At 74.6% G+C, this 15,388-nt stretch carries 17 protein-coding genes; 3 read left to right on the top strand and 14 right to left on the bottom strand.

The genetic code is table 11. From position 1 onward, the window contains the following. The 3 genes from VGL20_20970 to VGL20_20960 form a co-directional block, all read right to left on the bottom strand. A partial coding sequence (locus VGL20_20970) for a hypothetical protein (protein ID HEY2706162.1) occupies nt 1-462 on the bottom strand: 462 nt, incomplete at its 3' end. A gap of 157 nt (nt 463-619) precedes the next feature. Then, nucleotides 620-1,072 carry a MarR family transcriptional regulator gene (locus tag VGL20_20965; GenBank protein HEY2706161.1) on the bottom strand — a complete coding sequence of 151 codons (453 nt, stop codon included), beginning with the start codon at nt 1,070-1,072 and terminating at the stop codon, nt 620-622. Beyond that, nucleotides 1,069-3,153 (bottom strand): MFS transporter, encoded by a 2,085-nt coding sequence (locus VGL20_20960; protein HEY2706160.1) that lies wholly within the window; start codon nt 3,151-3,153, stop codon nt 1,069-1,071. The genes VGL20_20965 and VGL20_20960 overlap by 4 nt, the downstream gene beginning before the upstream one ends. A 99-nt stretch (nt 3,154-3,252) precedes the next feature. Here VGL20_20960 and VGL20_20955 point away from each other — a divergent pair, with 99 nt between their 5' ends. Then, entirely contained in the window at nt 3,253-3,726 is a 474-nt protein-coding gene (locus VGL20_20955) for a MarR family transcriptional regulator (protein ID HEY2706159.1), read from the top strand. Between the two features lie 9 nt (nt 3,727-3,735). Here VGL20_20955 and hisC read toward each other — a convergent pair whose 3' ends face one another. The 3 genes from hisC to VGL20_20940 are packed head-to-tail and all read right to left on the bottom strand — an operon-like array spanning nt 3,736 to nt 6,774. Further along, nucleotides 3,736-4,770 carry a histidinol-phosphate transaminase gene (hisC, locus tag VGL20_20950; protein HEY2706158.1) on the bottom strand — a complete coding sequence of 345 codons (1,035 nt, stop codon included), beginning with the start codon at nt 4,768-4,770 and terminating at the stop codon, nt 3,736-3,738. Next, entirely contained in the window at nt 4,770-5,675 is a 906-nt protein-coding gene (gene ricT, locus VGL20_20945) for a regulatory iron-sulfur-containing complex subunit RicT (protein HEY2706157.1), read from the bottom strand. The genes hisC and ricT overlap by 1 nt, the downstream gene beginning before the upstream one ends. Before the next feature lie 13 nt (nt 5,676-5,688). Continuing rightward, entirely contained in the window at nt 5,689-6,774 is a 1,086-nt protein-coding gene (locus VGL20_20940) for a hypothetical protein (protein ID HEY2706156.1), read from the bottom strand. 97 nt (nt 6,775-6,871) lie between these two features. Here VGL20_20940 and VGL20_20935 point away from each other — a divergent pair, with 97 nt between their 5' ends. Both VGL20_20935 and VGL20_20930 read left to right on the top strand, forming a co-directional pair. Then, complete coding sequence (locus VGL20_20935; protein ID HEY2706155.1) at nt 6,872-8,248, top strand: S8 family serine peptidase; 1,377 nt, start codon at nt 6,872-6,874, stop codon at nt 8,246-8,248. Nucleotides 8,249-8,276: 28 nt separating this feature from the next. Continuing rightward, nucleotides 8,277-9,743: a methyltransferase gene (locus tag VGL20_20930; protein ID HEY2706154.1), complete on the top strand. Its 1,467-nt coding sequence runs from the start codon at nt 8,277-8,279 to the stop codon at nt 9,741-9,743. Nucleotide 9,744: 1 nt separating this feature from the next. Here VGL20_20930 and VGL20_20925 read toward each other — a convergent pair whose 3' ends face one another. The 8 genes from VGL20_20925 to VGL20_20890 form a co-directional block, all read right to left on the bottom strand. After that, nucleotides 9,745-10,263, bottom strand: a complete 519-nt coding sequence (locus VGL20_20925) for a type VI secretion system tube protein Hcp (protein ID HEY2706153.1) — start codon at nt 10,261-10,263, stop codon at nt 9,745-9,747. Further along, nucleotides 10,253-10,825, bottom strand: coding sequence for a hypothetical protein (locus VGL20_20920; protein HEY2706152.1), 573 nt, complete (start codon nt 10,823-10,825; stop codon nt 10,253-10,255). Before VGL20_20920 ends, VGL20_20925 begins: the two co-directional genes overlap by 11 nt. Nucleotides 10,826-10,935: 110 nt before the next feature. After that, on the bottom strand, nt 10,936-11,712 hold the full coding sequence (locus VGL20_20915) for an SDR family oxidoreductase (GenBank protein HEY2706151.1): 777 nt from the start codon (nt 11,710-11,712) through the stop codon (nt 10,936-10,938). An 18-nt stretch (nt 11,713-11,730) separates the two neighbouring features. Further along, on the bottom strand, nt 11,731-12,267 hold the full coding sequence (locus tag VGL20_20910; protein HEY2706150.1) for a DUF2127 domain-containing protein: 537 nt from the start codon (nt 12,265-12,267) through the stop codon (nt 11,731-11,733). Then, nucleotides 12,268-12,867: a CDP-alcohol phosphatidyltransferase family protein gene (locus VGL20_20905; protein ID HEY2706149.1), complete on the bottom strand. Its 600-nt coding sequence runs from the start codon at nt 12,865-12,867 to the stop codon at nt 12,268-12,270. After that, nucleotides 12,836-14,005, bottom strand: coding sequence for a glycosyltransferase family 4 protein (locus VGL20_20900; protein HEY2706148.1), 1,170 nt, complete (start codon nt 14,003-14,005; stop codon nt 12,836-12,838). Before VGL20_20900 ends, VGL20_20905 begins: the two co-directional genes overlap by 32 nt. Further along, entirely contained in the window at nt 14,002-14,943 is a 942-nt protein-coding gene (locus VGL20_20895; protein ID HEY2706147.1) for a hypothetical protein, read from the bottom strand. The genes VGL20_20900 and VGL20_20895 overlap by 4 nt, the downstream gene beginning before the upstream one ends. A gap of 70 nt (nt 14,944-15,013) precedes the next feature. Beyond that, nucleotides 15,014-15,388 (bottom strand): hypothetical protein (locus tag VGL20_20890; protein ID HEY2706146.1); only part of this gene is annotated, 375 nt, incomplete at its 5' end.

The raw sequence follows: 15,388 nt of genomic DNA, 5'->3' as shown, positions 1-15,388 counted from the left end.
CTCGGCGGGGGTCAGCGGCGGCGGCGTCGGCTTCGGGGTCGGCGCCGGCGTGGGTGCCGCGGTCGCAACCGGGGCGTTGACCACCCCCGAGGGCGGCGGCAGCACCGCCGGGGGAGCCACCGCGGCGGCCGGCGGCGGCGCTGCCACCGGCGGAGCGGAGGCGGCGGAGGCGTGGCCGGAGGTGGACGGCACCACCACCGCGGGGGCGGCGGAGGACGAGCTCAGCGGTGGCAGGGCCGGGAACGGCTCCACCGGCTGGATCGCCGCGGCGGGGCCGCTGACCGCGGTCGGCGGCGCCGCGGTGTAGGGCGAGGTCGGGGCGATCCCCGGCCCGATCAGCCGGAGCGCGACCACCAGGGCGCCGCCGCCGGCGACCAGGGCGGGCGCCGCGATCAGCGGGCGGCGCCGCCGCCAGGCGGGGGCGTCGGGCTCGGGCGCGAACAGGCCTTGGCGGATCCGCATGCGCGTCTCCCACGGGCCGGCGTCGAACGACGGCCCCGACCGTGAACCACGGTCCACTCATGGCCGGCCTCGCCAGGGCACGGCTTCCTTCCATGGCCGAGTGTATCGCCGATTGACCCAGAGGTCATCCCCCCTTCGGGGGTGGCGATCGCCGTGCTCAGGTGGCGGGACGGGCGGGCTCGCGCTCGTTCATGGCGACGTTGAGCCGGCGGAGGAGCAGGGTGAGCCGGTCGCGGTCGGCGTCGCTCCAGCCGTCGAGCACCTGCCGCAGCGGGGCCCGGCGGGCGGCGCGGATCTCGTCGACGCGCTCGCTGCCCCGCGGGGTGGTGTGCAGCTGGGCGCAGCGGCGGTCGTTGAGGTCGGGACGGGTCTCGACCAGCCCGGCCGCCTCGAGGCGGGCGATGTGGCGGCTCACCGTGGACTTGTCGAGGTGGAAGTGGCGGGCCAGCTCGCCGGTGCGCATCGGGCCCTCGTCGCGGAGTGCCACCAGCAGCGGGAACACGGTGTGGTCGATGTCGGGGCCGTGGTCGGCGGTCCAGAGCCCGCGCAGCACCCGGCGGACCAGCAGGGTCAGCTCCCGCTCGAGCGCGGTCATCGCCTCCTCGGTCATCGCGCCGCCACCTCCGCCGGTGGCCCCGCCGCGGTGCCGATCACCCCGGAGGCGACCTTCTCCATCAGTCCCAGCATGGTCTCCAGCTCGTGCTCGTCGAGCGCGGCGATCATCTGGCCCCGGGCGCTGTGGGCCGCGGCGCGGTAGCGGCCGACCAGGTCCACCGCCCGCTCGCTCATCACCAGCTCGGCGTCGGGGCCGTCGCCGGGATGCTTCCGCTGCACCAGGCCGCGCTGGTGGAGGGTGGAGGCGAGCCGCTCGGCGGCCTCCGGGCCCATCCCCGGGACCGCCGCCAGCTCCTCCATCGACAGGGTGGCGCCGATCCGGCCGGTCAGCCCGAGGGTGCGCAGCGCCTCGACCTCAACGTAGCTCAGCCCGGTGACGGCGTCGGCGAGCTCGCGGCGCAGGTCGGCGGGGATGAGGGTGCGGACCTGCCCCTGCATCACCGGCTGCAGCGCCAGGAAGCGCTCCACCAGCGAGGCCTGTGGCGAGGGCATGCCCAGGCCGACGCCGACGTGGCGCGCGGCCATCGCCGGGTCCTCGCGGCCGCGGAGCTGCACCTCGGGGAGCAGCAGGGTGAGCAGGAAGGCGAGCAGGGCGATGGGCAGCCCGACCTCGAACACGGTGGCGACGGCGCCGGCGAAGGCGTCGAGGTAGCCGGTGCGCACCGACGCGGGGAGCGCCTGCAGCGCCGACGGGCGGCCGGCGAGGTTCCCGCCGATCCGCGCCAGCGCCTGCGGGGAGAGGTCGCGGGCGAGGTTGGAGGTCAGCGCGTTGGTGAAGACCGCGCCGAAGATCGCGGTGCCCACCGATCCGCCCACCGAGCGGAAGAAGGTCGCCGCCGAGGTGGCGACGCCGAGGTCGCCGCGCCCGACGCTGCTCTGCACCACCAGCACCAGCACCTGCATCACCAGGCCCAGTCCCAGGCCCAGCACCACCATGTCGAGGGAGACCGTGCCCTGGCTGGTGTGGGCGTCGATGCGGGAGAGCAGGAGCATGCCTGCGCACATCAGCGCGGTGCCGGCGATCGGGAAGACGCGGTAGCGGCCGGAGCGGGAGATCACCTGGCCGGAGACGATCGAGCTGGTCAGCACCCCGCCCATCAGCGGCAGCAGGAGCAGCCCGGAGTTCGTCGCCGAGGCGCCGGTGACCAGCTGCAGGAACAGGGGCAGGTAGGTGATGGTGCCGAAGAGGGCGAGGCCGACGATGAAGCCCACCGCGCTCGACACCGTGAACACCTTCATCCGGAAGAGGTGGAGGGGGAGGATCGGCTCGGCGGCGCGGCTCTCGACGAGCACGAAGAGGGCGAGGCACACCACCGCGGCGATCCCCAGCCCGACGATCTCCGCCGAGCCCCACGGGTACTGGCTGCCGCCCCAGGTGGTGAGGAGCACCAGGCTGCTCACCCCGGCGGCGAGCAGCGCGGCGCCGAGGATGTCGATGCGGTGCTCGACCCGCCCCGGCGGCAGCCGGAGCACGATCGTGGTCACCACCAGGGCGAGGACGCCCAGGGGGACGTTGACGTAGAAGACCCAGCGCCAGCTGAGGTGGTCGGTGAAGAAGCCGCCGATCAGCGGGCCGCCGATCGACGAGAGCCCGAACACGGCGCCGAAGTACCCCTGGTAGCGGCCGCGCTCGCGGGGGCTGACGACGTCGGCGATGATCGCCTGGGCGCAGACCATGAGGCCGCCACCGCCCAGCCCCTGGACGGCGCGGAAGGCGATCAGCTCGATCATGTTCTGGGCGAGGCCGCAGAGCACCGACCCGATCAGGAACAGGACGATCGCCACCTGGAAGACGCCCTTGCGGCCGAAGAGGTCGCCGAGCTTCCCGTACAGGGGCGTGCTCACGGTGGCGGCGAGAAGGTAGGCGGTGACCACCCAGGAGAGGTGCTGCAGGCCGCCGAGCTCGCCGACGATGGTGGGCAGCGCGGTGGAGACGATGGTCTGGTCGAGCGAGGCCATCAGCATCCCGAGCATCAGGGCGCCGATGACCAGCCGGAGCTCCCGGGGTTCGAGGCGCGGGGCGCCGATGACGGCGGCTCCGGGCTGCCCGGATGCCGGTGCGCTGGCGCTCTCCATCTGCGCGATGGTAGCCGCCCCGCGGTGGCGGTCTCCGCGGCACGTTGGCAGATGCTCCGGTCACGTGAGATCGCCGGCTCCCCCGATACACTCCGGGGGATGAGCACGGAGGCGAGCGTCCCCGCGACCGCGACCCGGGCGGAGATCGCCACCCGGGCGCGCCTGGTGGTGCTGCGCCTCGCCCGCCGGCTGCGGCGCACCGCCGACGGCGGCCTCACCGCCACCCAGCTCTCGGCGCTCGCCACCATCGAGAGCCGGGGGCCGCTGCGGCTGGGCGACCTCGCCGCCCAGGAGGGCATCGCCGCGCCCACCGTCTCCCGGCTCGTCGACCAGCTCGAGGGCGCCGCGCTGGTGCGGCGGCGGACCGACGCCCGCGACGGCCGCTCCTACCTGGTCGAGCTGACCGCGGGCGGCGAGGCGCTGCTCGCCCAGCTCCGCTCCACCGGCACCCGGCTGCTGGAGGCGGCGATGGCCTGCCTGGACGCCGGGGACCAGGCCGCCCTGGTCGACGCCGTCCCGGTGCTCGAGCGGCTCCTCGACGCCATCGGCGAGGGTGCCCCGCCCGGATCCTGACCGGGCCGCTCAGATGCCGAGGGCGTCGAGCAGCCGGTCGTTCTCGGCGGGGGCGCCGACGGTGATGCGCAGCCGGTCGGCGTGCTCGCCGGCGAAGTGGCGGACCAGGATGCGGCGCTCGCGCAGCCGCGCCAGCACCGCCACCGCGTCGCCGCCCGGGGGCCGGGCGAACACGAAGTTGGCCTCGGAGGGGGTGAGCTGCCAGCCCGCCGCCTCCAGCCGCGCCGACAGCCGGGCCCGCTCGCCGCGCACCCCGTCGACGAGGCGGCGGTGGTGCTCGTGGTCGGCCAGGGCCGCGGTCGCACCGGCGAGGGCGCAGCGGTCGACCGGGTAGGAGTCCTTCACCGCGAGCAGGTCGGCGATCAGCTCGGGGTGGCCGACCGCGTAGCCGACCCGCAGCCCGGCGAGGGCGTACCCCTTCGAGAAGGTGCGCATCACCACCCAGGTCGGATGCCGGTCGAGGAGGGGGATGCAGGACCCCGGGGCGAAGTCGCAGTAGGCTTCGTCGATGGCAACCACCCCGGGCGCCGCCGCGAGCAGCTCCTCGAGGGCATCGGGCGCGGTCCACACCCCGGTGGGGGCATTCGGGTTGACCACGAAGCGCAGCCGGCCCTCGACGGTGCCCAGCCCGGCGGGCAGCCCGAGGTCGGGATCGAGGGGCAGCTCGACGGGCTCGACCCCGAACAGCCGGGCGAGCACGGGGAGGAGCGAGTAGGTGGGCACCGGCCAGACCGCACGGTCGCCGGGCTCGCAGTAGGCGCGGAAGAGGCAGTCGATGACCTGGTCGCCGCCGTTGGCGACGAAGACCGCCGCGGTCTCGACGCCGTGGTGCCGGGCGAGGGCCGAGCGCAGCGGCTCGCCGAACGGGTCGGGGTAGCGGTGCAGCAGCGCAGCCGCCGCCGCCACCGCCGGCGCCACCGCGCTGGAGGGCCCGAGCGGCGCCTCGTTGGTGTTGAGCTTGAGCCAGCCGTCGCCGTCGGGGGGCTGCTCGCCCGGGGTGTAGCCGAAGTCCTCGCCGAGCGAGGCGCGGCGGAGTGTCGACATCAGCCCGGCGGGGCCGCCGCGCCGCCGCCGCCGCCGCCCCCGCCGCCGCCACGGCGCCGCCGGCGGCGGCCGGAGGGGACGGAGGAGGGCACCGGCGGCACCGGCACGTCGAGCTCCAGCTCGGCCGCCGGGATGGCGAGCACCGCCCCGGTGGCCTCGAGCTGCACCCGCACCAGCTCGCGGGGGACGTTGATGTCGCGCACCACCGCGCTGCCCTCGGCGACCTCGACGATCTGGCCGGGCTTGGGGAGCTTCGACTTCAGCTCGACGTACTGGTCGTTCTCGTAGACCAGGCAGCACTTGAGCTTGCCGCACATCCCGTTCAGCTTGGCCGGGTTGAGCGGCAGCCCCTGCTCCTTGGCGTGCTTGATGGAGACCGGCTGGAACTCCTTGAGCCAGGAGGAGCAGCAGAGCCGCCGGCCGCAGGGTCCGTAGCCGTCCTGGAGCTTGGACTCGTCGCGGGGGAAGATCTGGCGGAGCTCGACCCGGCGCTGGAAGATCGCGGCCAGGTCGCGGGCGAGCTCGCGGAAGTCGATCCGGCCGTCGGCGCTGAAGTCGAAGAGGATGCGGTTGCCGTCGAACGACGAGGTGGCGGCGATCACCTTCATGTCGAGCCGGAAGGCGTGGACCCGCTCCTTGGCGACGCGCACGTGCTCGGGCCCCTGGTCCTCCAGCTCGCGGCGGCGGGTGAGGTCGTCGGGGGTGGCGCGGCGGATCACCGGCTTGAGCTCGGCGGGGAGGAGCGCCGCGCCGATCTCCGCCGGGGCGAGCACCACCTCACCGATCTCGGGACCGCGGGCGGTGTCGGCGAGCACGTTCTCGCCGAGGGCGAAGGCCTCGCCCGCCGGGTCGTAGTAGGCGAGCGGGCCGTTGCGCTTGAACTTCACTCCGATGGCGAGAGGCATGCTGGCTCCGGGATCAGCGCCGTCGCGGGGCGCGCGGCTTCGGGGTCCGCTCAGCGGAGCCGGCCGGCCCCTCGAAGGCGGCCCCGACGTCCACGCCGGCCGTCCGCGGGGGCGCGGGGGTGACGGTGAAGATGTCGAGGAAGAGAACCTCGTAGCTGAGGCGGGGCACAGCGTACTGCGCCACCTGGTCGGCGGTGTCCACACAGCGGCCGAGGATGCCGGCGATGCGCTCCGGCGGCAGGGTCTGGGCCCAGCTCGCCGCAGCGGCGCGGAAGGGCTCCCACACCGCCAGCTCGGGTGCCCCCGCGGCGATGCACGCGACGTCGCGGACGAAGCCGCTCCATGCGGTGACCTGGGTGAGGGCGCGCTCGCGGCCCTCGGCGGTGTTCGGGGGCGCCAGCGCCGCGGCCGCCTGCAGGGCGCCTCCCCGCCCCGAGCCGGCGGCGGCCAGGAAGGCGCCCACCGCCTCGATCTCCACCCGCATCGCCCCGGGCTGGGTGGCGAGCTGGAGGGCGCGGCCGGGACGGCCGCCGGAGAGGGCCGCAGCGCCGCCGGCGAGGCCGGCGGCCACCCCGTGCACCGACTCGAGCCAGGCCCGGATCTCGCCGGCGGGCACCGGGGCGCAGCCGAGCACCTGGCAGCGGGAGACGATCGTCGCCGGCAGCCGCTCCGGGTGGGCCGCGCAGAGCAGCAGGTGGGTGCCCGGCGGCGGCTCCTCCAGGGTCTTGAGGACACAGTTGGCGGCATCCTCGGTGAGCCGGTCGGCGCGGCCGATCACCGCCACCCGCCGCCCGCCCGCGTAGCTGCGCAGCCCGAGGAAGTCCTGCAGGCTGGGACCGGACTCCGGGGTGCCGCCCCCATGCCGCATCCGCGCGATCTTGATCCGCTCGTCGTCGGAGTCCTCGAGCCAGTGGTCGGGGTGGGCGCGGAGGCCCCCGGGCCAGGCGGCGGCGTCGAGCACGGCGGCGGCCACGACCTCGGCGAGGGTGGTCTTGCCCACGCCGTCGGGGCCTGCCAGGAGGGTGGCGTGGGCAAGGCTCCCGTCGCGGACCGCACGGTCGAGCCGGGTCGCGACGGGGACGTGCCCGAGCACGTGCATGGGCGCCATTCTGGCGCAGCGCGGCGGAGTCGCGGCCCGACCGCCAGAAAAGGGGGGGTCGGGGCGTTTCCCTCAGTTGATGAGAGGGACGGGTGGAATGCGTCGTCGTGCCGCCGGCACCGTGGTGGGCGCGGCCTGCGTGCTCCTCGCCGGCCAGGCGATCACCGCCGCGGCGGCGACCAGCGCACCCAACGACCCCTGGTTCACCGCCGGCCGGCAGTGGGGCCTGACCCAGGCGGGGTTCCCCGCCGCGTGGTGCGCCTCCTCCGGGGCGGGCGCGCTCATCGCCGTCATCGACGGCGGCGTCGACTTCGGCCATCCCGACCTCGCCGGCAAGGCGGCGGGCTCGATGGTGGTGCAGAACGGCCAGGTGGTGCCGGGCGAGGCGCCCACCGACCACGGCCACGCCACCCACGTGGCCGGCATCGCCGCCGCCGACAGCAACAACGGCGTGGGCATGAGCGGCGCCGCACCCGACGCGCGGATCTACTCGGTCCAGATGCTCTTCGGCGGCGGCCAGGGCACCTCCACCGACCTCGCCACCGCGATCAGCTACATCACCAACCAGGTGGCGCCCTCCTGGCGTGGACCGGTGGTGCTGAACGTCAGCGTCGGCGCCACCAACGGGACCACGCCGCCGGAGGTGGCCGCGGCGATCTCCGACGCGTACGCCCACGGCCTCGGCGTCGCCGTCGCCGCGGGCGACCAGCCGGGCACCAGCGGCTACGCGCAGATGGATCGCCAGGCGATGGTGGTCGGCGCCCTGAGCCAGGGCGGCGGGGTGGCGTCGTACAGCCCCACCGGCGGGGTCAACGTCTTCGCCGCCGGCGGCGAGAACCTCAGCGGCACCAACGTGGGCACCGGGATCATCTCCACCTACACCGGCGGCGCCTACGCCTGGCTGACCGGAACCTCGATGGCCACGCCTCACGTCGCCGGCGCCCTGGCGCTGCTGATGAGCACCGGGCTGACCAACCAGCAGGCCTACGACCGCATCCAGGGAACCGAGGGCCCCGGCGGAGCGCTGCGCGTCGACCGCGCGCTGGGCCGCAGCGGCGGCTGCGCCCCCGCACCCGTCCCCGCCCCGGTGCGGTCCGCGCCCCGTGCCCAGGTGCCGCCGGTGACCGCGGCGGCGCCCGCGCCCGCCAGCGTCCAGACCGCCCCCCCGCTGACCGCGCCGGCGGCGACCGCGGCTCCGGTGGCGCCGGTGGCGCCGGTGGTGCCGAGCACCAGCACCGTTCCCTACGACGAGACCACCCACCCGCTGCGCACCGTCACCGGCCCGCCTCCGCTGGCCGCGACGGTGGCGAGCCCGCAGGGCGGCGTGCGCGGCCTCCTCGCCACCACCTCGGCGGGGGCGCGCACCGACGCCGGCCGGGTCACCCTCGCCGCCGCCGCCGGCTTCGCGGTCGCGTACCTGAGCAGCCTGGCGCTCTGGCGCCGCCTCCAGCGGGGGCGCGCCGGGGCCCGCTGAGCCGGGCGGGGCCGCCGATAATGCGCCGGTGACCCAGGCTCCGAGTGGCGACCCCCGCCGGCTCCGCGAGGTGCTCGACGCCGCCGGCTACTCCGAGCCGTCGGTGCTCTCCGCCCTCGGCCTGCCGCGCCTGCCCGAGGTGCTGGGGATCCAGCGCCGGATGCTGCTGCACCGAACCCGGGGCGGCTCGCCGCTGGAGACGCTGGTGCGGCTCCTGATCCTCGGCGAGCCGGTCACCGACGGCGCGTTCCGTGCCGCGGTGGCGCCGACCCGGCTCGGCGACTGGGCGCGCGCCGGCCTGGTGACCGAGGACGGCGGCAGCGTCCGCCCGCTGGTGCGGCTGCGCCCCCACAACGACCTGCTCCTCGCCGCCGATCCGCCCCGCGGCCTCGACGACCCCCTCCGCGGCGACTTCGTGATGGGCGTGGGCAGCAGCTCGATCACCCTGGCGGAGCTCACCGTGCGCCGCCACAGCCGCCGCACCCTGGACCTCGGCACCGGCTCCGGGATCCAGGCGCTGCTCGCCGCTCCCCACAGCGACGCCGTGGTCGCCGCCGACCGCAACCCGCGGGCGGTGGCCTTCGCCGCCTTCAACGCCGCGCTCAACGCCGCCGGCAACGTCGAGGCGCGCCACGGCGATCTCTTCGGTCCGGTCGCCGGCGAGCGCTTCGACCTGGTCGTCTCCAACCCGCCCTTCGTGATCTCGCCGGAGCGCGCCTACCTCTATCGCGACGCCGACGTCGAGGGCGACGCGCTCTGCCGCCAGGTGGTGCGCGAGGGGGCGGCGCACCTCGAGCCCGGCGGCTTCTGCCAGCTCCTCTGCAACTTCGCGGTGCCCGCCGGCGGCAACTGGAGCGAGGTGGTCGGAGAGTGGTGCGCGGACACCGGCTGCGACGCCTGGGCGATGTGCGCGGAGATCCAGGAGCCCGAGGTGTACGCGACCGTGTGGATCACCCACACCGAGCCGCCGCATCGCCACGAGGATCTCTTCGAGACCTGGATGGATCACTACCGGCGCCGCGGCATCGCCGCCATGGGCAGCGGGTTGCTGGTGCTGCGGCGTGCCGAGGAGGGCCGCAGCCCGTGGTTCCGCGCCGAGCAGGCGGTCACCCGCGTCCCCGGCGACTGCGGCGACCAGATCCTGCGCGGCTTCGCCCTCCGCGACCTTCTGGATCGCCTGCCCGGCGAGGAGGCGCTGCTCTCGGCGCGGCTGCGGCTGTCCCCGGACGCATGCCTGGAGCAGAGCTGCACCCCCGGCGCCGAGGGCTGGGAGGTCGAGCGGACCAGCGTCCGGCTGGTGCGCGGCCTCGGCTACCAGGGGGTCATCGACCCCCACGGCGCGATGCTGCTGGGCCGCTGCACCGGCGCCGCCCCGCTCGGCGAGCTGCTCGCCGACCTGTCCCGCGACCTCGGTGTGGAGCTCGACACCCTGCTGCCCGGCGCCCTCCAGGTCACCCGGAGCCTGGTCGAGCAGGGGTTCCTGCTCCCCGGCTGACCTAGGCGGGAACGTTCTTGGTGATGTCCCAGCCGCCCTTGACCGGGGTGTCGGCGCTGCCGTCCGGCCGCTGCGGGGTGTAGTCGAAGTGCATGCCCGCGCAGCTCAGGTGGACGTCGTCGTGCGGAGACTCGTCACCGGCGGCGCCTCCCGAGCTGTAGCCGCTGACGAAGACGCCGTTCATGGTGATCTTGAGGAAGTCGAACCCCGCACCCTTGCTGGCACCACCTGCCTTGCGCAGGCTGACGATCGCCTGGGAGAAGCGCGCGCCCGCCGCGCACGCCTGGAAGAGCAGCGGCGAGGCCTTGCTGACGGGGGTCGTGAAGCTGAAGTCGGTGAAGGTGGCCTTGCCGGCGCCGGCTCCGGCACTGGCCGAACCCTGGGTGATGTGCTGGGTGATGCCGAGGTTGTAGCCGGAGATCGGGATCTCCCCCGGGTGCTTCGCATCCTGGCTCTCGCCGGTGGGAGCCGGCTGGGCGGCGGCGGCGGGCACGAGCTTGAGGAAGGCGTCAAATGCCACGCTGATGGTCCTCCGCGGCGGTGAGCGTCAGGGTGTAGCGGGCGCATCCGCGCCCGCCGGCGGCGTCGTTCTGCTGCTCGGCGACGTAGCTGCCGGTGGCCCCGGCGTAGCGGCCGGTGCCCCCCACCACCGCGAAGGCGCCGGTTCCCCAGGCGACCGCCGGGGCGGTGCCCATCCCCAGGATGGTGCCGTCGCGGAGTGACAGGGTGTGGGTCTCGATCGCCCCCACCGGCCAGTCGTCGGAGGAGAGCGGTGCCACGGTGCAGTGGGAGACCCCGGTGAGGCTGCCGACAACCGCCCCGCCGGCGTCGACGAGGTCGGCGAGGAGGGTCAGGCGCGCCCCGTGCTCGACCGGCATGCCCGGCCGTCCACCCACCGGAACCGCCCGCAGGCGGCGGGCGTGGAGGACCACGGTGGAGGCGGCGGGCGGCACCGCCGGAAGCGGCAGCGCGAGCTCGGCGGCGGCTCCGTCGCGGGCCCGGCCGACGACCTCGAGACCGACCGCCCCGGCGAGGAGTGCGACCCCGCTCTTGAGCGCACCCCGGCGCGTCCACACGTTCATCTCGGTCCCCCGTCGCGCGCTACTGTGAGCCGGGCCGAGCCTACTCAGGGCTGACCGAACTGTCAACCTACACCGCCGTCAGCTGCGCCTGTTCAGGACAGTCATGTCCGCTAGGGCGCCTGGATGATGCCCCCGTCGACGGGAATGTTCGCGCCGGTGACGTAGGACGCGGCCGGCGACGAGATGAACACCGCAACCCGCGCGAACTCATCAGGCTCGCCATAGCGGCGCAGCGGGATCGACTGCGCCTGCGCCGCCATCACCTCGTCGGCGCTCTGTCCCTCGGCGGCGCGCGCCCGGGCCAGCGCCAGCGCGCGACCGGTGCGCACCATCCCCGGCATCAGCGTGTTGACGCGCACCGGCGCGATCTCGGTGGCGAGCGACTTGGCGAGGCCGAGCACGGCGGCGCGCACCGCGTTGCTGAGCACCAGGTTGCCGATCGGCTGGCGGATCGAGAGGGAGGAGATGAACAGCACGCTGCCCGCGTCGGAGCGCTCCAGCCACGGCAGCGCGGCACGCACCAGCCGCACCGCGCTCATCAGGGTGAGGTCGTGGGCACGCTGCCAGGCGGCGTCGTCGAGCTGGCGGAAGACGCCCGGCGGCGGGCCGCCGGCATTCACCACCAGGGCGTCGAGCCGGCCCAGCTCGCCGGCCACCGCCTCGAGGGCCGGCCCCGCCTCGGCGGCCTCGGCGAGGTCGGCCACCCGGGTGACGGCCCGGACCCCGTGGGCGCGCACCGCGGCCGCCGCCTCCTCCAGCGCCTCGGCGCCCCGGGCGCACATGCCGACGTCGGCGCCCTCGGCGGCGAAGCACTCGGCGGTCGCCCGCCCCATCCCCTGGCTCGACGCCGCCACGAAGGCGGCGCGGCCGCGCAGTCCCAGGTCCACGGCGAGAGTGTATTGCGCCTACGCCGCCGCCGGCTCGGCCGGGTGCGGCCGCTCCATGAACAGCCGCTTGCGCCACACCAGGTAGACGACGATGGCGATGTTCACCAGCAGCGCGACCACCTTCAGCGGGGTGACGCGGCGGAGCACCTCGGAGATCTCGAGGGGGAGGAAGGCGGAGGTGGCGAGCACCACCAGGTACTCGGCCCAGCGCTTGCGGAGGGTCAGCCCAACCCCCTCGACGCACTCCAGCAGCCCGTAGAGGATGGCGGCGACGCCGATGGCGTCGGGGTGCGACCCGAGTCGCGCGAGCACCCAGGTGAGGATGCGGCGCCAGAGGTGACGCCCGGGCTCGAGGACGAGCTGCACCTGGAGGTCCTCGGCGATGCGGTGCAGGTCGGTGGTGCTGCCGACGGCGACCAGGACGATGCCGCCGAAGAGCAGCACCCCGCCCTTGATGAACCGCTCCAGGATGATCAGGCGGATGACCCCGTCCACCTCGATCTCGCGGGTCATCTCCCAGCGCAGCCAGGCGAGCAGGGCCCGGAGACGGCCCATTCAGTCCACCGCCGCGGTCTGCCGCGACTGCCGCCAGACGAACCAGATGCGCTGCACCGCGGTGATGTTGGTGAGCAGGGCGAGGATCCAGAGGACGGGCAGCAGCAGCGGCGGCACCAGCAGGCCGATCACGGTGAAGACCACCCGCTCGGGACGGGCGAGCAGGCCGCCGTCGCAGACGAAGCCGAGCGACTGTGCCCGCGCCCGCACGTACGACACCAGCAGCGAGCCGGTGAGCGCGGCGATCACCAGCATCGGCTCGACGGTGTGGTGGCCGTTGAACAGGAAGTACCAGAGCAGCCCGATGTAGGTGAAGCCCTCGGCGTAGCGATCGGTGGTGGAGTCGAGGAAGGCGCCGTACCGGTACACCTTCCCGGTCACCCGGGCGACCGCACCGTCGAGGACGTCGAAGAGGCTCGCCAGGAGCAGCACGACACCGCCGACGATGAGCTGGCCGGCGGCGATGAGCACGCCGCTGACGGCGTTGATCAGCAGCCCCACCACGGTGATGGTGTTGGGATTGAGGCGGTCGAGGCCGAGCAGCCGGACCAGCCGGCGGGCGCCGGCCCTAACCCAGTCCTGGAACCGAGTCGTGAACACCGGCAGCCACCATGTGCAGGCGCGCCCGGGCGCGCGCCTCCGAATAGACCTCGAGGACCGCGTCGACGATGCGCGCCCAGTCGTACCGTCGGGAGGTGAGCAGACCCTGCTCGGACAGGCTCCGGCAGGTGCCGGGCTTGTCGAGCAGGTCGAGGATGGCCCGCGTCCAGGCCTCGGACTCGTCGCGGGGGAGCAGGATCCCGTCCCGGCCGGGTGTGATCACCTGGCGGAATCCGGGGATGTCGGAGGCGAGCACCGGCACGCCGCTCGACATCGCCTCGAGGAGGACGATGCCGAAGCTCTCGCCGCCCAGGGCCGGCGAGCAGAAGATGTCGGCGGAGGTGTAGCAGCGCGGCAGCAGCGCCGACTCGACGTGGCCGAGGAAGCTGACGTCGGGGATGCCCTCGGACTCGACGTAGCGCTCGTAGCCCCAGCGCATCGCGCCGTCGCCGACCACCACCAGGCGCACGTCGTGCCGCCGCCGGCGCACCTCCGCGTAGGCGTCGAGCAGGGTGGGCAGCCCCTTGCGCTGCTCCAGCCGGCCGACGAAGAGCAGGGTCGCCTTGCCCGGGGTGCGCAGCGCGTCGAGCGGCTCGAGCCCTGCCCGGAAGCGCGAGGTGTCGATGCCGTTGGGCACGACGTGGTAGTCGCCCGCGAAGTAGCGGCTGACGAAGTCGCGCGCCGGCGCGCTCACCGCGATGCAGGAGTGCAGCCGCTTGAAGTACCGCTTCAGGAAGGGGCGCCCGTAGTAGTAGCCGAGGTTGCGCCGCTGGAACGCGTGGAACGTGCCCACGTTGGCGCCGCGGTGGAAGCGGAGCACGGTGATCGGCAGCGCCGGCACCAGCGGCTCGTGGTAATGGACGACGTCGAACCCCTCGGCGTCGAGCAGCTGCCGCACCCGGCGCACCAGGTGGAAGCTCAGCGCGATCCGCGCCACCGAGCCGTTGCCGGGCATCGGCACGCTGCGGCCGATGCGAACGTACCCGGGGATGTCGTTGTCGTCGTCGACCTCGTTGCTCGGCGCCATCACCGTGACCAGGTGGTCGCGGGAGCGCAGCTCGGCGGCGAGGTGGCGGACGTGCTCGCTGACCCCGCCCGGATGGGTGTAGTCGTACGGCGAGACCAGACAGATCTTCACCGCGCCACCGCCGCGGCGCGGCCATTGGCGGCGGGGGCGGCGGGCCAGAGCTCGTCGAGCACGTGCCACTGGTCGGGATGCTCGCGGATCACCCGCTCGAGCAGCCGGAGCACCTCGGAGGCGACCCGGCGCACCTCGGGGCCGCGCTCGGCGGCGGCGTCGTAGACCACCTCCGGGTGGCACTGGCCGATGACGTCGTCGCCCTCGCGCAGCAGCACGATGGGCACGATCGCCGCGCCGGTGCGGATGGCGATCTCGACGACGCCGATCGGGATCGGCACCGGCGCCCCGAAGAAGGGCAGCGGCTCGCCGCTCCCGGCGAGGTCGCGGTCGAGGGCCATCGCCACCATGCCGTTGGCCCGCAGCACCCGGTAGACGTCGCGCAGCGCCGACGCCCCCAGCCGCCGGGCGGTGTCGGAGTCGCCGGTGCGCATCGAGGCCACGTCGATGGGGATGACCTGCACCCCCAGCCGGTTGCGCGCCGCCACGATGCGGTCGAACAGCGGTTGCGGACGGAGCACCTCGGCGAGCACCGCCATCTGCCCGAAGCGGTGGTTCCACGCCGCCAGCCCCAGCTCCCAGGAGCCGAGGTGCAGGGACACGATCACCACCCCCCGGCCGCGCTTCTGGGGCTCGAGCAGGTACTCGGTGTCCTTGGGGTGCACCCGAGCGGTGAGCTTCTCGCCCCGGAACCCCATCTCCATGACATCGATCCAGGAGCGCGCCAGGTTGTGGACGTTGGCACGCATCACCCGGCGCATGGTGCGCTCGTCGGCGTCCGGGAGGACGTGGCGGAGGTTGGAGCGCAGCGCGGAGAAGCGCCCCGGGCGCAGCGTGAGCATGGTGCCCGCGAGCGCGGTGCCGAGGCCGTACGCGGCGCGGTGGGGAAGCATCCGCACCACCGCCTCGCCGGCCCGGTAGGCGTGATAGGGCAGCATCTGCCGCCGAGGCGTGCGGACCGGGAGCCCCTCCCGGCCCGCAGCCACCACCGGTCCCGCCACCGGTGGGTCAGCCAGCCGCCGGCGGTACGACCGTCTCGCCGAGCTCGGCGAGGTGCCTGCCGTTGGTCTCGGCCGCGGACGGCTCGTGGCGCTCGGCCCGGACCGCCTGGCGGCGCAGCGTCGCCTGGGCCTCGGCGATGAACTCGCCGGTCTGCTCCCGGGCCACGTTGTCCGAGACCTGGTGCGGCGGCGACTTCATGAAGTACGAGGAGGGGCCGTCGAGCGCCCCGCTCTGCCCGGTGTCGAGGGCGAGCTTGCAGCAGCGCACCGCGTCGATGACGATGCCCGCGCTGTTCGGCGAGTCGTGGACCTCGAGCTTGAGCTCGACGTTGAGGGGCACGTCGCCGAAGGAGCGGCCCTCGAGCCGGATGTACGCCCACTT

Source organism: Candidatus Dormiibacterota bacterium, assembly GCA_036495095.1.
Classification (GTDB): Bacteria; Chloroflexota; Dormibacteria; order Aeolococcales; family Aeolococcaceae; genus CF-96.
Note: the sequence above shows the minus strand (reverse complement) of the source record. Positions and strands in the feature narration are given on the sequence as shown.

Excerpts from the sequence above, each read along its gene's own strand:
- VGL20_20965 (HEY2706161.1), bottom strand. The coding sequence starts at position 1,072 with ATGACCGAGGAGGCGATGACCGCGCTCGAGCGGGAGCTGACCCTGCTG.
- VGL20_20960 (HEY2706160.1), bottom strand. The coding sequence starts at position 3,153 with ATGGAGAGCGCCAGCGCACCGGCATCCGGGCAGCCCGGAGCCGCCGTC.
- VGL20_20955 (HEY2706159.1), top strand. The coding sequence starts at position 3,253 with ATGAGCACGGAGGCGAGCGTCCCCGCGACCGCGACCCGGGCGGAGATC.
- hisC (HEY2706158.1), bottom strand. The coding sequence starts at position 4,770 with ATGTCGACACTCCGCCGCGCCTCGCTCGGCGAGGACTTCGGCTACACC.
- ricT (HEY2706157.1), bottom strand. The coding sequence starts at position 5,675 with ATGCCTCTCGCCATCGGAGTGAAGTTCAAGCGCAACGGCCCGCTCGCC.
- VGL20_20940 (HEY2706156.1), bottom strand. The coding sequence starts at position 6,774 with ATGCACGTGCTCGGGCACGTCCCCGTCGCGACCCGGCTCGACCGTGCG.
- VGL20_20935 (HEY2706155.1), top strand. The coding sequence starts at position 6,872 with ATGCGTCGTCGTGCCGCCGGCACCGTGGTGGGCGCGGCCTGCGTGCTC.
- VGL20_20920 (HEY2706152.1), bottom strand. The coding sequence starts at position 10,825 with ATGAACGTGTGGACGCGCCGGGGTGCGCTCAAGAGCGGGGTCGCACTC.
- VGL20_20910 (HEY2706150.1), bottom strand. The coding sequence starts at position 12,267 with ATGGGCCGTCTCCGGGCCCTGCTCGCCTGGCTGCGCTGGGAGATGACC.
- VGL20_20895 (HEY2706147.1), bottom strand. The coding sequence starts at position 14,943 with ATGCTGCCCTATCACGCCTACCGGGCCGGCGAGGCGGTGGTGCGGATG.